Source organism: Flavobacteriales bacterium (assembly GCA_026129465.1).
Lineage (GTDB): Bacteria > Bacteroidota > Bacteroidia > Flavobacteriales_F > PHOS-HE28 > PHOS-HE28.
In genome coordinates, this window is record JAHCIA010000001.1 from 2,978,323 (window position 1) to 2,994,716 (window position 16,394).

15 protein-coding genes are annotated in these 16,394 nt (G+C 63.9%); 6 read left to right on the forward strand and 9 right to left on the reverse strand.

Going from position 1 to position 16,394, the window contains the following annotated elements:
* Nucleotides 1–105: 105 nt before the first annotated feature.
* The 4 genes from KIT10_12610 to KIT10_12625 all read right to left on the reverse strand — a co-directional run bounded on the left by KIT10_12610 (nucleotide 106) and on the right by KIT10_12625 (nucleotide 6,808).
* Complete coding sequence (locus KIT10_12610; protein ID MCW5900101.1) at nucleotides 106–2,193, reverse strand: T9SS type A sorting domain-containing protein; 2,088 nt, start codon at nucleotides 2,191–2,193, stop codon at nucleotides 106–108.
* A gap of 68 nt (nucleotides 2,194–2,261) precedes the next feature.
* Nucleotides 2,262–4,334, reverse strand: coding sequence for a T9SS type A sorting domain-containing protein (locus KIT10_12615; protein MCW5900102.1), 2,073 nt, complete (start codon nucleotides 4,332–4,334; stop codon nucleotides 2,262–2,264).
* A gap of 77 nt (nucleotides 4,335–4,411) precedes the next feature.
* Entirely contained in the window at nucleotides 4,412–5,551 is a 1,140-nt protein-coding gene (locus tag KIT10_12620) for a cystathionine gamma-synthase (protein MCW5900103.1), read from the reverse strand.
* A 42-nt stretch (nucleotides 5,552–5,593) separates the two neighbouring features.
* Complete coding sequence (locus KIT10_12625) at nucleotides 5,594–6,808, reverse strand: flippase-like domain-containing protein (GenBank protein MCW5900104.1); 1,215 nt, start codon at nucleotides 6,806–6,808, stop codon at nucleotides 5,594–5,596.
* A 68-nt stretch (nucleotides 6,809–6,876) separates the two neighbouring features.
* Between KIT10_12625 and KIT10_12630 the strand changes: the two genes are divergently transcribed.
* A complete protein-coding gene (locus KIT10_12630; GenBank protein ID MCW5900105.1) occupies nucleotides 6,877–7,803 on the forward strand; it encodes an EamA family transporter in 927 nt (308 codons plus the stop codon).
* A gap of 57 nt (nucleotides 7,804–7,860) precedes the next feature.
* Here the strand turns inward: KIT10_12630 and KIT10_12635 are convergent, their stop codons facing one another.
* Nucleotides 7,861–8,238: a four helix bundle protein gene (locus KIT10_12635; protein MCW5900106.1), complete on the reverse strand. Its 378-nt coding sequence runs from the start codon at nucleotides 8,236–8,238 to the stop codon at nucleotides 7,861–7,863.
* Between the two features lie 112 nt (nucleotides 8,239–8,350).
* Here KIT10_12635 and KIT10_12640 point away from each other — a divergent pair, with 112 nt between their 5' ends.
* Genes KIT10_12640 through nadD form a run of 3 tightly spaced genes read left to right on the forward strand, consistent with a single transcriptional unit; the run spans nucleotide 8,351 to nucleotide 10,393 of the window.
* Entirely contained in the window at nucleotides 8,351–9,220 is an 870-nt protein-coding gene (locus KIT10_12640; GenBank protein ID MCW5900107.1) for a YicC family protein, read from the forward strand.
* Nucleotides 9,221–9,233: 13 nt separating this feature from the next.
* Complete coding sequence (gene gmk, locus KIT10_12645; GenBank protein MCW5900108.1) at nucleotides 9,234–9,803, forward strand: guanylate kinase; 570 nt, start codon at nucleotides 9,234–9,236, stop codon at nucleotides 9,801–9,803.
* Entirely contained in the window at nucleotides 9,803–10,393 is a 591-nt protein-coding gene (nadD, locus tag KIT10_12650) for a nicotinate (nicotinamide) nucleotide adenylyltransferase (GenBank protein MCW5900109.1), read from the forward strand. The genes gmk and nadD overlap by 1 nt, the downstream gene beginning before the upstream one ends.
* Here nadD and KIT10_12655 read toward each other — a convergent pair.
* The gene (locus KIT10_12655; protein ID MCW5900110.1) at nucleotides 10,381–11,028 is read right to left on the reverse strand and encodes a hypothetical protein; all 648 of its coding nucleotides are present in this window, start codon (nucleotides 11,026–11,028) and stop codon (nucleotides 10,381–10,383) included. The genes nadD and KIT10_12655 overlap by 13 nt on opposite strands.
* A 177-nt stretch (nucleotides 11,029–11,205) precedes the next feature.
* On the opposite strand from KIT10_12655, the gene KIT10_12660 reads away from it, so the two are divergent.
* Together KIT10_12660 and KIT10_12665 are read left to right on the forward strand one after the other, a co-directional pair.
* On the forward strand, nucleotides 11,206–11,346 hold the full coding sequence (locus tag KIT10_12660; protein MCW5900111.1) for a hypothetical protein: 141 nt from the start codon (nucleotides 11,206–11,208) through the stop codon (nucleotides 11,344–11,346).
* Between the two features lie 184 nt (nucleotides 11,347–11,530).
* Nucleotides 11,531–11,707 (forward strand): hypothetical protein, encoded by a 177-nt coding sequence (locus KIT10_12665; GenBank protein MCW5900112.1) that lies wholly within the window; start codon nucleotides 11,531–11,533, stop codon nucleotides 11,705–11,707.
* A gap of 90 nt (nucleotides 11,708–11,797) precedes the next feature.
* Here KIT10_12665 and KIT10_12670 read toward each other — a convergent pair whose 3' ends face one another.
* From KIT10_12670 to KIT10_12680, 3 genes are all read right to left on the reverse strand, one after another.
* Complete coding sequence (locus tag KIT10_12670; protein ID MCW5900113.1) at nucleotides 11,798–12,544, reverse strand: DUF481 domain-containing protein; 747 nt, start codon at nucleotides 12,542–12,544, stop codon at nucleotides 11,798–11,800.
* Nucleotides 12,545–12,634: 90 nt separating this feature from the next.
* Nucleotides 12,635–13,825 carry a hypothetical protein gene (locus KIT10_12675; protein ID MCW5900114.1) on the reverse strand — a complete coding sequence of 397 codons (1,191 nt, stop codon included), beginning with the start codon at nucleotides 13,823–13,825 and terminating at the stop codon, nucleotides 12,635–12,637.
* Nucleotides 13,826–14,204: 379 nt separating this feature from the next.
* On the reverse strand, nucleotides 14,205–16,280 hold the full coding sequence (locus KIT10_12680) for a hypothetical protein (GenBank protein ID MCW5900115.1): 2,076 nt from the start codon (nucleotides 16,278–16,280) through the stop codon (nucleotides 14,205–14,207).
* Nucleotides 16,281–16,394: the final 114 nt, after the last annotated feature.

A 16,394-nucleotide genomic window follows, 5' to 3' on the forward strand; every position in this document is an offset into this window, starting at 1 on the left:
GGGATCTCGGGCGTGAAAGGGAGGACAATGATACCGGATCGTGACGGACCGTTCCGCCACGCGCGACCCACCTTCACCCGCCCTCCTTGCGATCCAAGCGGCCCCTTACTCCACGATGAAGCGCGCCACCTTTTCCACCATGCCGGTGCGCAGGCGCAGGAAGTAGACGCCGCTCGTCAGCCCGCCGATGGGCAGGTCCATGCGATGCGTGCCAGCGGCCATGTGGCCTTGATACGGCGTGGCGATGGTGCGGCCCAGCACGTCGATCAGGTCCAGTTCGGTCCGCCCGGCCTTGTCCAGATGGATCACCGCTTGTGCCTGGCCCGCTGCGGGGTTCGGCACCACCAGCAGGCCGCCGCCGCCAAGCGCGATCTCCTCCACGCCCACCGGCTGGCCGTTGATGTTGATGTCGTCCAGGTAGATGTTGTTGCCGCCGTAGCTCTCGAACTCGAAGCGCAGGCGGAAGTTGTTCACGTGGTAGATGGGCGCGATGTTGTTCACTTCGGAATAGCCCCACTGCCCCTGCCCGTTGGGAACGAAGCTCGCCGTCATGGGCGCACCGACGGTGTTCAGGGTCTGTGTGCCGCGCAGTTGCTGGCGCATGCTCCAGGTGGCGCCGCAGTTGTTGCTCACGTAAACGCGCAGGCGGTCGTCGCTGCCGCTGTTGCGCTGCGCGTACGCGTAGCGGTAGGTCACCACCACCTGCTGCGCGCTGCTCATGTCGTAGGTGCCAGAAATGAGGTCGTCCGTCTGGCCGTTCATCGCGGCGGTGTTCAGGATGCGGGTGCTCTTGTCGCCGGAGAAGGCGGCCGCATTGGTGATGGACCAGGTGTTGTTGCCGTTGGGGTTCACCACGGTCCAGGGTGAAGCATCGAAGTTGGCGTAGGGCTCGAAACCCTCCATCACGGGCACCGCCGCACCCGGAGCCGCCAGCACCGTCACGTGTCCATTCAGGGTGGAACTCACCTGCGTGCTGCCGTCGCCCACGGTGAGCGATACCGCATAGACGCCCGGCGCATTGTAGGTCACCACCGGGTTCGCCTGGGTGCTGCTGGAGGGGGTCCCGCCGGGGAAGCTCCAATTGCGCTGGGTGATGCCGTGGTAGCTCTGGTCATTGAAGGTGACCGTGCCGCCGGCGCAGATCGTCACCGGGCTGGGGCTGAAGACCGCGGCGCAGGGCACATCGGGCGAGGTGACACCGGTGAAGGAGAGATTCTGCGCCTGGGATAGCTGGTTGCGCTGCGCGGTGGTGCTGTTCAGCGCGGCGATCATGCGCGTCTTCTGGCCGTTGGTGAACATCTTGGAGCAGAAGGAATACTCCATGAAGTTCTCCACGTTGTCCAGCGAGTTGCAGCTGCTGCCATTCACATTGCAGGTCTGCCAGCCGATGGTGTTGGGCGTGTCGGCCACGCCGTCGTCGCTGTTGCAGTTGCTGGCCACGCCCGGGTTGTTGGTGGGCCCCCAGGGGTGCTCCAGATTGATCCAGTGCCCCACTTCGTGCGTCAGGGTGCGGGAGAAATTGGTGATGCCGGTGCCGACCGTGCCCAGGCAGTTGTGGCGAATGACGATGCCGTCCTGCGTGGGGAACCATTGGGCCGCGCTGGGCAGCAGCGCATAGCCCAGCACACTCGACGAACCGTTGGGCTGAGCGCACACCCACACGTTCAGGTAGCGGTTGCGTGGCCATTGGATCAAGGCCTTCATGGCGTTGTCGCCCTGGTTGGTCAGGCTGCTCACCGTGCGGGTGATGCCGTTGGTGCAGTTGCCGTTGGGGTCCTTCTTCGCCAGCCGGAACTCCACATCCACGTTGGCGGCGATGCCCACGAAGCTGGGGTGCGCATTGGACCAGTCCGGATTGGTGCGGCTGTAGTCCTCGTTCAGGATGCGCATGGCGTCGATGATCTGCGCGTTGCCGATGTTCTCCGAACCATTGTTGTGGATGATGTGGAAGACCACGGGAATGATGTGCGTGGCCCGTTCCCCATCCATCTCCACCTCGCCGAAGGCGGTGGTGAAGGCCTCCAACTCGGCCTGCGTGGCCGCGATTCGCGCAAGCGCTTCGGGGTCGCCGCCCGTGAGTTGTTCGAGCAGGGCGTCATCGCCCGTGGCGCAGGGGAAGCCACCGGCATCCTGTTGGGCGGAAAGCGAGAAACTGATGAGGCCTGCGAAGGCCAGGGAGGAAATACGAAGCATGGTCAAGCAGGTATCTGGTCCGAGGACCAAGTTATTCGATCGGCAAAGGACCGCAAGAGCGAGCGCCGCTACTCCCTGACGAATCGTGTGACGGCATTCCCTTCAGGCCGGGATACGCGCAGCACATAGGTGCCGGTGGCGATCGCGGCCACGGGCAGATCGATGCGTTGCGGCCCGGCCGGCAGACGGGCCTCCAAGGGCGCCATCGCCGTGCGGCCCAGCGCGTCGAAGAGCTCCACACGCACGGCGCCGCCCGTTTCCAGATGGAAGAGCACCTGCGCCTGCTCCGCGGCCGGGTTGGGCACCACCAGCAGGCCGCCGCCTTCCAGCGCCAGCTCCTCCAGGCCCACGTGCACACCGTTGATGTTGATGTCGTCCAGGTAGAGGTCGTTGCCGCCGTGGCTCTCGAATTCGAAGCGCACGCGGAACTTCTGGCTGTGGTAGGGGAAGCTGATGTTGTCGATCAGCGCGTAGCCCCATTGGCCCTGGCCATCGGGCACGAAGGTGCCATTGTTGTCCGGTGCGGTGGCCAGCGCCATGCTGCCGCGCAACTGCTGGCGCAGGCTCCAGGTGGTGCCGCAATTGCTGCTCACGTACACGCGGAGTCGATCGTCGTTGTTCGGGTTCCTGCGCGCGAAGGCGTAGCGGTAGGTGATGGTGATCTGCTGCGCGCCGCTGAGGTCGTAAGTGCTGGAGACGAGCCGGTCCACGCGGCCGAATTTGTCGGGACCGTTGCCGAGCCGCACACTGCGGCCACCGGTGTAGCCCGCTGCCGAGGTCACTTGGAATCCGCCGTCGCCATCCGGGTCGCGCACCAGCCATTCATCGGTGGGCAAGGTGGTGATGTCCTCGAAGCTCTCGGTATGCGGCACCGCGCGGCCCACGGCGGGGAGCACGGCGATGGCCTCTGGTTCGGTGGTGTTCAGGTTGATGTCGCCATCACTCACGATCAGCGACACCGAATAGCGGCCGGTGTTCTGGTAGGTGACCGCCGGGTTCGCAGCGGTGCTGAAGGATGGCGTGCCGCCGGGGAAGCCCCAGAAACGTGACTGCACATTGTGGTAACTGGCGTCGGTGAACTGCACGGTCTCGCCGGTGCACACTTCGCTCTTGCTGCGCGTGAAGCCGATGGCGCACAGGACCGGTTCCTCCTCCACGCCTGTGGCGATCAGGTTCTCCGGTTGCCACAATTCGTTGCGTTGCGCGATGCTGGAGGTGAGTGAGGCCACCATGCGTTCGGCCTGGCCCAAGGTGAACATCTTGCTGCAGTAGGAGTACTCCATGAAGTTCTCCACGTTGTCCAACTCCGACCCGCAGCTGTTCGCGGCCAGCCAGCAGCTGGTCCAGCCCTTGGTCAGCGGGGTGTCGGCCACATCATCGTCCATGGAACAATTGCTTTCGCTGCCGGGCTCGTTGCTGTTGCCCCAGCAATGCATCAGGTTGATCCAATGCCCCACTTCGTGCGCCCATACGTGGGAACGGCTGGGGTGGCCCGTACCGATGCTGCCCAGGTAGTCGTGCCGCAACACCATGCCGTCGGCCTCGGGCCAGTTGTTCAACCACATGGGGTAGTAGGTATAGCCCGCCGCGCCGTTCGCGCTGGCCGCCACCCACACGTTCATGTATTTGTTGCGCGGCCATTGTATCAGCTGCGTCATCTCGAAATCGCCCTGGTAGGTCTGGGTGCTCACCGTGCGGGTGATGCCATTGGTGCAATTGCCCTGGGGGTCCTTCCGGGCCAGGCGGAACTCCACGCCCACCTCCGCCACGATGTCCAGGAATTCGGGCCGCACACCGGGCCATTCGGGATTCAGTTTGTTGAAGTCCTCGTTCAGCACGCGGATGCCATCGATCACCTGCGCGTCGCTGATGTTCTCCAGGCCGTTGTTGTGGATGATGTGCACCACCACGGGGATGATGAACAGTCCCCGCTCCCCGCGCTGGAAACCGGCGGTCCACGCATCCAACTCGGCCTGGGCGCGCAGGGCATCCTCCAGAAATGCGGGGTCATCGGCGATGCGGCGGGTCAGCGCGTCGTTCTCGTTGGCCTTGCAGGTGAAGCCTTCTTCGGCCGGGCCTTGGGCATGGAGGGCCGTGGCCATGGAGAGCAGCAGAACTACCGGGGTAATGGATTGACGCATGGGAAGCTCGGGATCAAGGGTGATGCAAGGTAACGCGCAGGGGCGGCTGAAGGATCGGCGTTTCGCGGCGAAGGGCTTCAAGCCAGGGCCTGCTCCAGGTCGGCGATCAGGTCCTCGGCGTCCTCCAATCCCACACTGAGCCGGATCAGCGTGTCGGCGAGTCCGTTCTTGATCCGCTCCTCGCGCGGGATGCTGGCGTGCGTCATGCTCGCCGGGTGGCCCAACAGTGATTCCACGCCGCCCAGGCTCTCGGCCAGCGCGAAGAGCTTGGTGCCGCTCAGCACCCGGGTGGCATCGGCCATGGCATCGCCCTTCAGCGTGAAGCTCATCATGCCACCGAAGCCGCGCATCTGACGCTTGGCCACATCGTGGTTGGGGTGCGTGGCGAATCCTGGCCAGTAGACCTTGTCCACCTTGGGGTGCCGCGCCAGGAATTCCGCCACGGCCTGCCCATTCTCGCAGTGGCGCTGCATGCGCAGGTGCAGCGTCTTCAGACCGCGCAGCACCAGGAAGCAGTCCATCGGCCCCGGGGTGGCGCCGCTGCTGTTCTGGATGAAGGCCAGCCGCTCGGCCAGCCCGTCGTCCTTCACCACCAGCGCGCCCATCACCACATCGCTGTGGCCGCCGAGGTATTTCGTCACGCTGTGCATCACCAGGTCGGCACCCAGGTCCAGCGGGTTCTGCAGGTAGGGGCTGGCGAAGGTGTTGTCCACGCCCAGCAGGCAGCCGTGCTTCTTCGCGATGGCCGCCAGACCGGCGATGTCGATGATGCGCAGCAGGGGGTTGGTGGGCGTCTCGGCCCAGATGAGCCGGGTGTTGCTGTTCATGGCCGCCTCCACGTTGCGCAGGTCGCCCATGTCCACGAAATGGAACTTCACGCCAAAGCCCTCGAAGATCTTGGTGAAGAGCCGGTAGGTGCCGCCGTAGAGGTCGTTGGTGCTCACCACCTCGTCGCCGGGCTTCAGCAGTTTGATGATCGCATCGATGCTGGCCATGCCGCTGCTGAAACACAGCCCGTGCTTCCCGTTCTCCAGCGCCGCCAGGGCGTTCTGCAAGGCGGTGCGCGTGGGGTTGTGCGTGCGGCTGTATTCGTAGCCCTTGTGGCCGCCGGGGCCATCCTGCACGTAGGTGCTGGTCTGGTAGATGGGCGTCATGATCGCCCCGGTGGCGGGGTCGGGTTCCACACCGGCGTGGATGGCTTTGGTGGCGAATTTCATGGGGGTAAGGGGAGGGGCGGCGAAGGTAGCCCAGCGCTCCCCTCACACCTTGCTCCTCGTGCGCCGCAACCACCTCGGCAGGATGATCACGCCCATGAACAGGTAGAGGTAGTAGCTGAACAGGCGCCAGATGATGGCGATGGCGCCGATGAAGCCCAAGGTGGGCAGCAGATCACGGAAGAAGCCCGCGAAGGCCACTTCGGCGACACCGCTGCCACCGGGCGTGGGGCTGATGAGCAGGATCACCCACATCACCAGCTGGCGCGCATACAGCAGCAGGTGGTCGCCCACACTGAAGAAGGCCGCGGCGATGAAGTTGATCACCAGGAAGCGCGAGGCCCAGCTGAAGACCGTGGCACCGAAGGCCTGGGCCCAGAAGCGCTTGGGCTTGCCCTTGAGCTCCTCGCTGGTGAGGGCGATGTCGTCGCCCACCTTGATCACCAGGGGCCGCCAGCGCCGCAATAGCCGCAACCGGAAGACCTGTAGCAGGGCGAACTTGAAGGCGCGCGGCCGGAAGAAGACACCATAGAAGATGATCCCCACCATGCCCAGGATGAAGGCGTACCCGACCCAGAAGATGGTCTTGATGGGCAGGCCCCAGAAGGCGTTGTCCAATTGCGCAGGGAACAGGTTGTCCATGCCCACCAGCAGGAAGACGATGGGCACCATGATGACGTAGAAGAGTTCGTCCATCAGGGCGGTCACCAGCACGATGGCCGTGGCGCGGCCAAGCGGTATGCCCTCGCGGCCGATGATGAACATGGCGATGCCCGAGCCGCCCACCACCGAGGGCGTGAGGGCCGAGGCGAATTCCCAGAGGAAGGTGACGTTGAAACTCTGCCGCCAGTTGAGGTGCCCATCGCTGAGCACCCGGATGCGGAAGATGTAGCCCAGGTCGCGGAAGGCCGTGGCGATCAAAGCCATGATGATCCAGAAGGTGCTGTAGGCGGTCCACTGCACCTGGCCGAGCATCTCGCGTTGCGTCATGCGGCGGTATTGCCCGCTGCCGTCGGTAACCCGCTGGAATTGGCCGGCGTCGTTCAGGTCGGGAATGCCCGAGGCGCCATCGCCGACCCAGACATAATCGCCGGGTCCCTGGCCAACGAGTTCGAAGCGCTCCTTGCTCAGATCGCGCCACAGCAGCCAGCCGGCGGCGATCATGCCGATAAGCACCGGCAACATCACCTTGCGCAGCTTGAAACGGCCGCGGATGTCCTTCTCGTCCTGCTGGTGGGTGTGGGGCGGGGCGCCTTCCATCTAATTTCGCCGCTCCGCGCGGGGCGGATCGGGTTAAAGGTATCCGTCGCCCCGCGATCGCCACGACCATGGACCGCCGCGCCCGCGCGCACGCCGCGCTGTTCACGGTCAACTTCATCTACGGCGTCAACTACGTGGTGGCCAAGGGCCTGATGCCGGCCGTGTTGGGTCCGGGCGGCTTCATCGTGCTGCGCGTGCTGGGCGCCGGGGCGCTCTTCTGGCTCATGCGCGCCTTCCTGCCCGAACGCGTTTCGCCGGCTGACCTGGGCCGCCTCTTCCTCTGCGCGCTGTTCGGCGTGGCGCTCAACCAGCTGATGTTCTTCCATGGCCTCATGCGCACCACGCCCATCAATTCCAGCATCATCATGGTGGCCACGCCCATCCTGGTGCTGGTGCTCAGCGGCATCCTGCTGCGCGAACGCATCACCTGGACCAAGACCCTTGGCGTGGCGCTCGGGGCGGCGGGCGCGCTCACCCTCATCGCCCTCAAGCCCAAGGGCGCAACCGCCGGCCCCACCGTGCTCGGCGATCTCTTCATCCTCATCAACGCCACCTCCTACGGCATCTACCTGGTGATCGTGAAGCCGCTCATGCGCAAGTACACCGCCGTCACCGTGATGAGCTGGTGCTTCCTGCTGGGCACCTTCCTCGTGCTGCCCTTTGGCTGGCGCGAAGCCCTGGAGGTGGACTGGCCGGCCCTCACACTGCCCATCTGGTCGGCGCTCGGCTTCGTGGTGGTGGTGGTCACCTTCGTGGCCTACCTGCTCAATACCTGGGCCTTGCGCCACGTGAGCGCGAGTGTCGTGGGCACCTATATCTACATGCAGCCCGTGCTGGCGGCGGTCTTCTCCTGGCTCTTCATGCGCATCGGTCCAGAGCGCCTCGGCATTCCCGGCAGCTATGACGCCACGCTGGGCTGGCCGCAACTCCTGTGCGCCGCCGCGATCTTCCTCGGCGTTCATCTGGTGGGCAGAGCGGATCGGATGGCCCGATGACGAAGTGGCAAGTGGCCAGTTCGCCAGTTGGCAAGGAGAGTTGCGCGGCGGAATGGATCATTTCCGTGGCTTGAGTACCCATTTGGCCGGGTTCTCCATCATGCTGTTCAGCATCACGCCGACCTCTTCGCAGCGCCTCACCAGTTCATTGTGCCGCACATGCTCCATGAAACCGCATGCCATCGCAAAGTCGAGATGGACCAGCGTTTCGGTGTTCTCGGTATCCGCGTCCGTGAGCTTCGCGATGAATGCCGCTTCATACCGGCGCTTTCGATATGCCTCGGCAAGGTTGGTACACACCCCCCTGCTGCTTCGGTGTATCTGGTCCGTGAGTGCGTAGCGTTCCTCTTTGGGGAACTGCTTGGTCAAATGGAATATGTCCATCGCCAGGCTGAACGCCTTCTGATGGATAATGAGATCCCTGAACGTTCCCATGACATGCTTCTTTGGTGTCCCGAAGTTCATGTGGATCGCGGTACTCGCCAACTTGCGAACCGGCCACTTGCCACTCTCTCCGCACGGATACCTTTGCCGCACTTCAAGCGGGATGCTGCGCTCCATGACAGGATTCGGCCGCGCCGAGGGCGTGGTGAACGGCCGCAAGGTCACCGTGGAGGCGCGCGCGCTCAACAGCCGGCAGCTGGACCTCTCGGTGAAGACCCCCGGCCTGTTCCGTGAGTTGGAGATGGACCTCCGTGCCCTGGCCGCCGATGTCGTAGTGCGCGGCAAGGCCGATCTGACGGTGACCCAGGAAGGCACCGCCGAACAGCGGCGCGCCGCTTTCGATCGCGAACTGATCCGATCCTACCACGAGGAGTTGCGGGCCATCGCGGAAGAAGTGGCGCCCGGGGAGCGCAGTGATCTGCTTTCGCTCATCCTGCGCCTGCCCGATGTGTTGACCACTGCGACCGACCGCATCGATGAGGCCGGCAAGGAGGCGCTGCTCGCCCTGGTCAGTGAGGCCTTGCGGGGCTTCAACGAGTTCCGCGCGAGCGAGGGGTCGAAACTGCGCGAGGAACTCGCCGGCCGGGTGGGCGCCATCGGGGAGCTGCTCGGAGAAGTGGAGGGCTTGGATGGCGCCCGCATGGACCGGACCCGCGATCGTCTGCGGGGCAAACTCGCCGAACTGAAGGTCGAAGTGGACCCCGAGCGCTTTGAGCAGGAGTTGGTCTTCTACCTGGAAAAGCTCGACATCACCGAAGAGAAGATGCGGCTGCGCACACACTGCGACTACTTCCTGGAGACCATGGCCTCGGGATCCAACCAAGGGCGCAAGCTCAACTTCATCACCCAGGAGATGGGCCGCGAGATCAACACCCTGGGCAGCAAGGCCAACGATGCGGTCATCCAGCGTTTGGTGGTGCGCATGAAGGACGAGTTGGAGAAAGTGAAGGAGCAGGTGCTCAATGTCCTTTGAGCGACCACCGGCCATGGAAGCGCGCGGCAAGCTCCTGATCTTTTCGGCTCCTTCGGGCGCTGGCAAGACTTCCATCGTGCGGCATCTGTTGGATCAGGACCTGGGCCTGGCCTTCAGCGTGAGCGCCACCACGCGTCCCAAGCGCGACAATGAGGTGGACGGCCGCGACTACTGGTTCATCAGCGAGCAGGACTTCAGGGCGCGTATCGTCGCAGGCGAATTCGTGGAATGGGAGGAGGTCTACCCCGGCCGCTTCTACGGCACGCTTCGCAGCGAATTGGAGAGGATCTGGTCCGAAGGCCATCACGCCATCTTCGACATCGACGTCATCGGCGGGCTGGACCTGAAGGAGGTCTACCAGACGCGCGCGCTGGCCGTCTTCGTCAGCCCGCCTTCCCCAGCGGACCTGGAGAAGCGCTTGCGCGAGCGCGGTACGGAGAATGAGGATTCCCTGCGGGTCCGCATCGACAAGGCCATGCACGAATTGACCTTCGCCGACCGTTTCGACGCGGTGATCGTGAACGACCAATTGGACCGTGCCTGCCGCGAGGCGGAGTCGATGGTCCGCCGATTCCTGCACTGATGCGCATCGGCTGTCTCTTCGGCACCTTCGATCCGCCGCACAAGTCGCATGTGGACCTGGCCCGCCACATGCTGCACGCCTGCGGGCTGGACCAGGTGTGGTTGGTGGTGACGCCACAGAACCCCTTCAAGCAGGACAGGACCCTCACCCCCGACGCGCACCGCCTGGCCATGACGCGGCTGGCCGTGATGGGGGAACCCGGTCTATCGGCCAGCGGCTTCGAGTTGGACCTGCCCAAGCCCAACTACACGGCGGACACCCTGCGCTTCATGCGCCAACGCTGGCCGGACCATGTCTTCGACCTGATCATCGGCAGCGACAACCTGGCCACACTGCACCGCTGGAAGGACCCCGACAAGATCCTGGAGCACCACCGTGTGCTGGTGTACCCGCGCGAGGGGCTGCGCGAGCACCTGACCGCCACGAATTACCAGGGCCACCCGGGGGTGAAGGTGGTGAACGAGGCACCCCTGCTGCCGGCTTCCTCCACCGACGTGCGCGCGGGCATCCGGGCTTGGCGCACCGTGGATGGCAGCGTGCCCCCGGCCGTGCTGAGCTACATCCGCCAGCACGGACTCTACGGCTCCTGAGCCTGCCGCACGGGCATGGTGATGGCGCTGAGCAGGTGGTCGCTGAGCACCCGAAGCGCGCGCTCGAAGCCCTGCTCGTTCACCACGTGCAGGTCGCAGAGGTGGCGGTAGGGCAGCAGGTATTCCCGATAGGCGGGCAGCACATGGTGCTCCCATTGGTACATCACCTCGCGCTCCCCGTAGCCGCGTTCTTCGGCATCGCGCCGCAGCCGGCGGTCCAGCTGGGAACGCTCACTCGCCTCGATGAACACGCGTAGATCGAGCAGGTCGCGCACGGGGGCGTGGTGCAGCAGGAAGAGTCCCTCCACCAGCACCACCGGCGCGGGCAGCATCTCCACCACACCGGCTTCCCGCCCCGCGTTGTTGAAGGTGTATTCCGTTCGCCGCACGGGAAGGCCGGCGAGCAGCGTACGCAGATCCGCGGCGAGGGCATCGAGGTCAACGGCCGTGGGCAGGTCGAAGTTCACCTGGCCATTGGTGTCGCGGGCCTGGGCTTCGCGGGGCAGGTAGTAATCGTCCTGGCTCATCAGGCAGACACTGCCGGGTGGCAACCGATCGCGCAGGGCGCGCACCAGGGTGGTCTTCCCCGAGCCGCTGCCGCCGGCCACGCCCACCAGATAGGACCCCGATCGCATGGGTCCGAAGGTAAACGGCGGGCCCGTCAGATGCTGCCATGCCGTTGCCCCGATCCGGCCGCCGCTGGTCCGTCCCGATCGACCGCTGCCCACATCCCCCATGCGTTGGGCAAGGTCCGGGGCGTTTTGGCACAGGGTTGGAAAGGAGTGCGATGCAGAGACCAGATCCAGAAAGCCATGAACCATCCGATCGAGATCTACCAGAGGCTGAAGCGCCGCGCGCGCCGCCTGTTGATGAAGGGTGATGTGGAACGCTACATGCGCACCCTGCGCGCGCTGCACGACCTGCGCACGGCCCCGCCCACGGCGATGGCCTGAACATATCCGGCGGTCCCCAGGGGTGGGGGCCGCTTTGGGCGAGAGCCCGGGTTTTGGTGAAAGGGGGCGGCGGGCTTTCGGAAGAAGGCCCGCCGCTGTTTTCCTGCCCTACGCAAGCAAGGCTTTCCAGCGTATCGCCTGCCCCCGGGGGATCCTTTTCGCCGGGCCGCCGTAGAAGGCCACCATGACCAAGAAGGACAAAATAGCCTTCATCAAAAGCAGCAAGCGCAAAACGCACGTGTACAACGACCTGTCCCGGTACACGGACCAGCAGCTCAACGAGGTCATCCGGGAGATCGTGCATGGACTGGTCCGCGAGAGTGAGATCATCGCCAATGCGTACATCAACGGATATCGTTAGCGGCATGCGTGCGCCCTGCTGAAGGCGGAAGCACACAGGTAGCGAGGCCTCGTACGGAAGTACGGGGCTTTGTTACTTCAGGTCCCCGCCTCACCACAGGAAGGTGAAGGCGTTCGTCCAGCGGTAGTTCAGCCCGGGCACGCCGGGGGCCATCTTGGTGTCCTGTTGCAGGTTCAGACGCGTGTCGAAGGCCCAGCGGCGGGTGACGCGGAAGCGCAGTTGGGCCTCCAGCGCCACGCGGTGGTCGCTGATGTCGCCGATCAGGGGCTGGTAGTAGAGGATGGCCGTGAACTGCGTGTGCGGTTCCAGCTTGAACGAGGTGGAGAGGTAATGGCTCAGCCGCAGGTCGTTGTAGCGAAGCTCATTCACGCGGTCCACCTCGTGCTCGAACATCAGGGAGCTGCCCAGCGCCAGCCGCATCGCATCGGTGTTGCGCACCACGATGCGCGGCCCGGCGCCCGTCACCCAGCGCACGTCGATCCGCAGCGGCTTGTTGTACTGCAGCTGGGTGTAGGCCTCCCAGTGTACCGGCCCACGCCAGGCGCGCTGGTAGCGCAGGTGCTGGAAACCCGTGTTGGTGAAGGCGTTGTCCTCCACCTTGTTCAGGTTGAAGTCCGTGATGACGAACGCGCGGTGGATGCCGTGGATGAACTGCAGCCCGCCGTTGGCGCCCAGCTCGGTGCTGCGCTGGGTGTTCTCCACCACGTTGAAGCGCAGGCTGGCGTGCGCGGCCCAGCGCGAGGTGTCGTCCTCGAAACGCTTGTTCTCGATGTTCACCACCTGCGCCGTGGCGGTCAGGGGAAGCAGGGCCAGCAGAAGCGGGAGGCAGACGCGCATGGGTGGCGGCAAAGATCCCGGCGAGGAATGACAGGTCGCGGGGCTATGCGGGCCGCGCATCCACAGGGCGCGGTGGGCAGCGGGGTGGCCTTACTCCACCACCAGCTTGGCCCCTGCGATCCAGCGGGTGTTGTCGTGCAGGTGGATGTGGTAGAGGCCCGGGGAGAGCGAGGGGGGCAAGGCGGTCAAGATCGCTTCCTGCTTCGTGCCTCGCAGTTCGCGATGACCGCCTTGTGTCAAGCGTTCATCATGCACCAACCGCCCTGCCCCATCGGTTACCGTAATGCGCAAGGCGCCCTGCGGGGTGAAACCCTCTGGCAAGCGCACCTCCACTTGCAGGGGCATGCCGCGCGGCACGGGGTTGGGCCACACGCGCAGCGCGCCGCCCAGGTTGGTGATCTGCACCTCCATGCCGGTGATGAGGTGGCAGCCAGGCTCCAGGCAGCCGTACCCGTCCACCTTCACCACCCAAAGATCCTGGTCATGCACCCCGTTGGGCAGGGCGGTGCCCACGGCCACAAAGCCGCCGTCCGGCGTGGGCAGCACATCGCGGAAAAAGCCCCGGCCCTGTGGCATCTGATCATCCTGGTACTGGTAGAAACGCATCCACAGGCTGTCGCCCATGTTGGTGGTGCGCAACAGCATGCCGCTCTGGTAGGATTCCACCTGGAGGTTGGAGAGGTAATGCTGCCCGGCCGCGATCAGATCCCCGCCCGGTTCGATCTCCTTGACCGTGAAGAAGGTGCTGTTGAAGATCGCTTCGCCATAATAGCGATCCCAGAGCACAGCACCATCCGCATCCAGTTTTTTCATACAGGGCAGCGTTCGGTTCAGTGTGCTGGTCTTCACGCCCCCCGCGAACACCGGCAGACCATCGGCCAGGGTGGTCAGGTGGGCGTTGGGGCCGTCGTTGAAGGGTGATCCATAGGTGTCGTCCCAAAGCAACTCACCTTGCGCATCTACACGCAGCACCCATGGGTCGAAGACATTGAAAACGGGTTCGCGCTTGCCCCCCAAGTAGTAACCGCCATCCGGGGCCAGGTCCACTGTAATGATAAAGTCCCGTAGGCCGGGGTAGCCGTAGGTGCGCACCCATTCCAGGGTGCCGTTCGCATCGGTCTTCAGGAGGAAGCCGTCCAAAGACCCCGGACTATTCGTCTCACCACAAAGCACAAAACCACCGTCGGGTGTTTGTTTGGCCTGGCGGCCGATCCATGCAGCTGTATCGAAATCGAACTCTATCAAGGTGTCCAGTTCACTGGTCGGGTTAAAGAAGATCATCGCCGGGCGCTGGATATCCCCTGGGTGGTAAGTGCTTCCACCTACCACCACCCTGCCATCCGTGGTCATATCAGAGCTGTTCGCCCAGCCTGCATAGGTGCTATGCACAGCCAAGGGACTGTGCCCCACTGAGAGGAACTCGCCGGATGGTGAAAGCCGGATCACTGCGGTCAAGAAATACAGCCATGGATCCTCAAAAAGACGGGTGGTGTGGACGGCCAGATACTCGCCGTCCGGCGCCAACTCCACCGACCACCCACCTTGCGAAAGAAGTTGACCGAAGGTGTCGAACCGCTCATTGAAAGTGACCGTCTGGCCCGCCACCTGCAACAGCAGGCAGCAGGCCAGCGGTACACCACTATAATCGGCGCAAGTCCATCTATCGCAGGATCCGGAACTTGGTGCTTACGGCAGGAACGCCGTTGAGATACAATGCCGCCATGTAGAAGCCCGTGCTCAGCGGCAGATACAGTTCCTCCGTGAGGGTGCCCGCACTGATGCGCCGCTCGATCATTACGCGCCCCACCAGATCAAGCACCTTCAGGCTGGCCTGTTCAGTGCCTTCGGGCACATGCACAGTCACGTTGATGGTGCCATCACTCGGATTCGGGAACACCAGCATCCGGGGCAACACGGACTCCATTTCCTCCGGGGCGTGCAGCCGTTTGGTGATCGCTGGCAGGATGATCACCTCCGGTACATGCTGTCCCATTCCTCCCAGCCAGGCCAGTGCATGCGCGTGGCCATGCTCTCCAGTGTTGGCCAGGGTTTCCAGTGTGTCCATGAGGTGGGTGGCCGCATAGGGGTCGGCATCCTGCTCCACCTCACTCAGGTACAGGTGCTGCACAAGCCAGTAGACCGCCTCCGGGTCTTCCTCCAACGCGGCGTCCACTACCAAACGGGCACTGTCCAATTCGCCTTTGGTTATGTACAACCCCAAGACGCTTTGGGCGGAGGTATACAACGGATACGTCTTGTGCGCGTGCAGGGCGCTATCCAATCCTTCGGCCACACTATCCCGCAAGGCCAAGGCCGTAAGGCGGTGCATGGCTTGAGCTTTCAGCTGGTATTGTTGTCCCCCCTCTTCAAGACTCTCTGACATGGACTGGCTGGCCTCGGCGCTGGCTGCGATAGCCATTTGTCCGCCCATGCTGAACAACAACCCCTGGAGGAAGGGGCACACAGTCGACTTCACAAAGGCATGTTCGGTTTCTTCATACCAGCTATCCATTCCACTCACTTCTATCGGGTCCGAGGCACACTCGGGCACGACCTGCAAGCTGGTGCTGAGCGGATCATGGTGGAAGTACTTGAACTCCGCCATGTCCTCCTCATTGTTGTGGAAGTGCTGTGAGCCGGAGCAATTGGGCGCGAAGGTGTTACCGGCTGGATCGGTTTGATCTTCATTTCCTCCCTGCGCATCACCGATCTTCACATTGGGTCCTGTGAAAGCCACGTCGAAATCGTTGGGGCTGATGAGGCTGTAGTCGTTGCATTTGATCACGAGGCCATCGCCGGGGTTGGGCCCATCATTATTGCCCATGATGATGGTGCCTGCGCTTTGCCCGCCAGCGTTGGTGAAGGCATTGAAGGTGTTGTTGTAGTACACGTTGCTTTCCGGGCCTATGGCGTTGAAGACCGCGCCCACAGTGGGCTCTTCGGCGCCATTGCCGGGGCCTGTGAAGCTGTTCTCCTCGAAGATGAAGCCCGAGGAGCCGTGCATGTAAGCACCGTAGGCGGCCGCCACACCGGTGAAGGACACATCCACATCCGGCACCTGGAAGGTGTTGCGTGTGATGGTGGCATGGTCGCTCGCACGGATGTACGCGCCGGCCGCGCAGCCAATAAAGTCCGCCTCGTCCACCATGGCCGCACCGCTGGTGATCGTGGTGGCGATGGTTGTCCCCATATGCAAGTTCATGAAAGTGCTGCGCCGTTGCTCAGAGGCCAGGATCCAGGGTGTGCTGCTGGAGGCGGTGATCCCTCGCCCCCAGAGGGTGGGCGAACCAGAATCCAGGCCACTGGTATTGGCGAAGGTGCAGCCGGCGATGGGCAGGTTGCGCACCCCGGCCAAATAGATATGGTGCTTGGGCTTCAGTACGGGGTTGTTCAAGGCCCGGGTGGTGAGGAAGCGGCTGTCTCGGATCGTGGCGCCGAGCAGTGGAATGGGGGCGGCCAGTGATAGGGGCGCCAGCACCACATCATGCTGGTTGTTCAGCAGGTAGGCGTCGGTGATGGTGAGCTCGGGCCGTGCACCATTGGTGGTGATGCCATAGATGGGGTCGCTGGGTGGTTTGTTCACGAAGAGCAGTGCGGTGTACGCATCGCTGATCTTGGCGCCGGCGGTCAACCCGATCGCGGGCCGCGTGGCATAGCCGCTGGGCGCGATCACGCCATCCCACATCGCGGGGGCTTCGCGATCGGGCAGGCTGGTGAGGTGGCCGTTGGGTGACACGTAGGAGGACGTCTAAGCTTGCACAGCCGTCACCAGCACGGCGAGCACCAGGCCGGCCCAACGTTCAGGACGCGCACCGCCCTGGCGGCGGCACAATGCTTCGGTACGAACGCT

Bases quoted from the DNA above. Each gene is read 5' to 3' on its own strand.
- KIT10_12625 (MCW5900104.1), bottom strand. From the start codon at position 6,808: ATGGAAGGCGCCCCGCCCCACACCCACCAGCAGGACGAGAAGGACATC.
- KIT10_12620 (MCW5900103.1), bottom strand. From the start codon at position 5,551: ATGAAATTCGCCACCAAAGCCATCCACGCCGGTGTGGAACCCGACCCC.
- KIT10_12675 (MCW5900114.1), bottom strand. From the start codon at position 13,825: ATGATCTTCTTTAACCCGACCAGTGAACTGGACACCTTGATAGAGTTC.
- KIT10_12610 (MCW5900101.1), bottom strand. From the start codon at position 2,193: ATGCTTCGTATTTCCTCCCTGGCCTTCGCAGGCCTCATCAGTTTCTCG.
- KIT10_12635 (MCW5900106.1), bottom strand. From the start codon at position 8,238: ATGGGAACGTTCAGGGATCTCATTATCCATCAGAAGGCGTTCAGCCTG.
- nadD (MCW5900109.1), top strand. From the start codon at position 9,803: ATGCGCATCGGCTGTCTCTTCGGCACCTTCGATCCGCCGCACAAGTCG.
- gmk (MCW5900108.1), top strand. From the start codon at position 9,234: ATGGAAGCGCGCGGCAAGCTCCTGATCTTTTCGGCTCCTTCGGGCGCT.
- KIT10_12670 (MCW5900113.1), bottom strand. From the start codon at position 12,544: ATGCGCGTCTGCCTCCCGCTTCTGCTGGCCCTGCTTCCCCTGACCGCC.
- KIT10_12615 (MCW5900102.1), bottom strand. From the start codon at position 4,334: ATGCGTCAATCCATTACCCCGGTAGTTCTGCTGCTCTCCATGGCCACG.
- KIT10_12660 (MCW5900111.1), top strand. From the start codon at position 11,206: ATGAACCATCCGATCGAGATCTACCAGAGGCTGAAGCGCCGCGCGCGC.
- KIT10_12630 (MCW5900105.1), top strand. From the start codon at position 6,877: ATGGACCGCCGCGCCCGCGCGCACGCCGCGCTGTTCACGGTCAACTTC.
- KIT10_12665 (MCW5900112.1), top strand. From the start codon at position 11,531: ATGACCAAGAAGGACAAAATAGCCTTCATCAAAAGCAGCAAGCGCAAA.
- KIT10_12655 (MCW5900110.1), bottom strand. From the start codon at position 11,028: ATGCGATCGGGGTCCTATCTGGTGGGCGTGGCCGGCGGCAGCGGCTCG.
- KIT10_12640 (MCW5900107.1), top strand. From the start codon at position 8,351: ATGCTGCGCTCCATGACAGGATTCGGCCGCGCCGAGGGCGTGGTGAAC.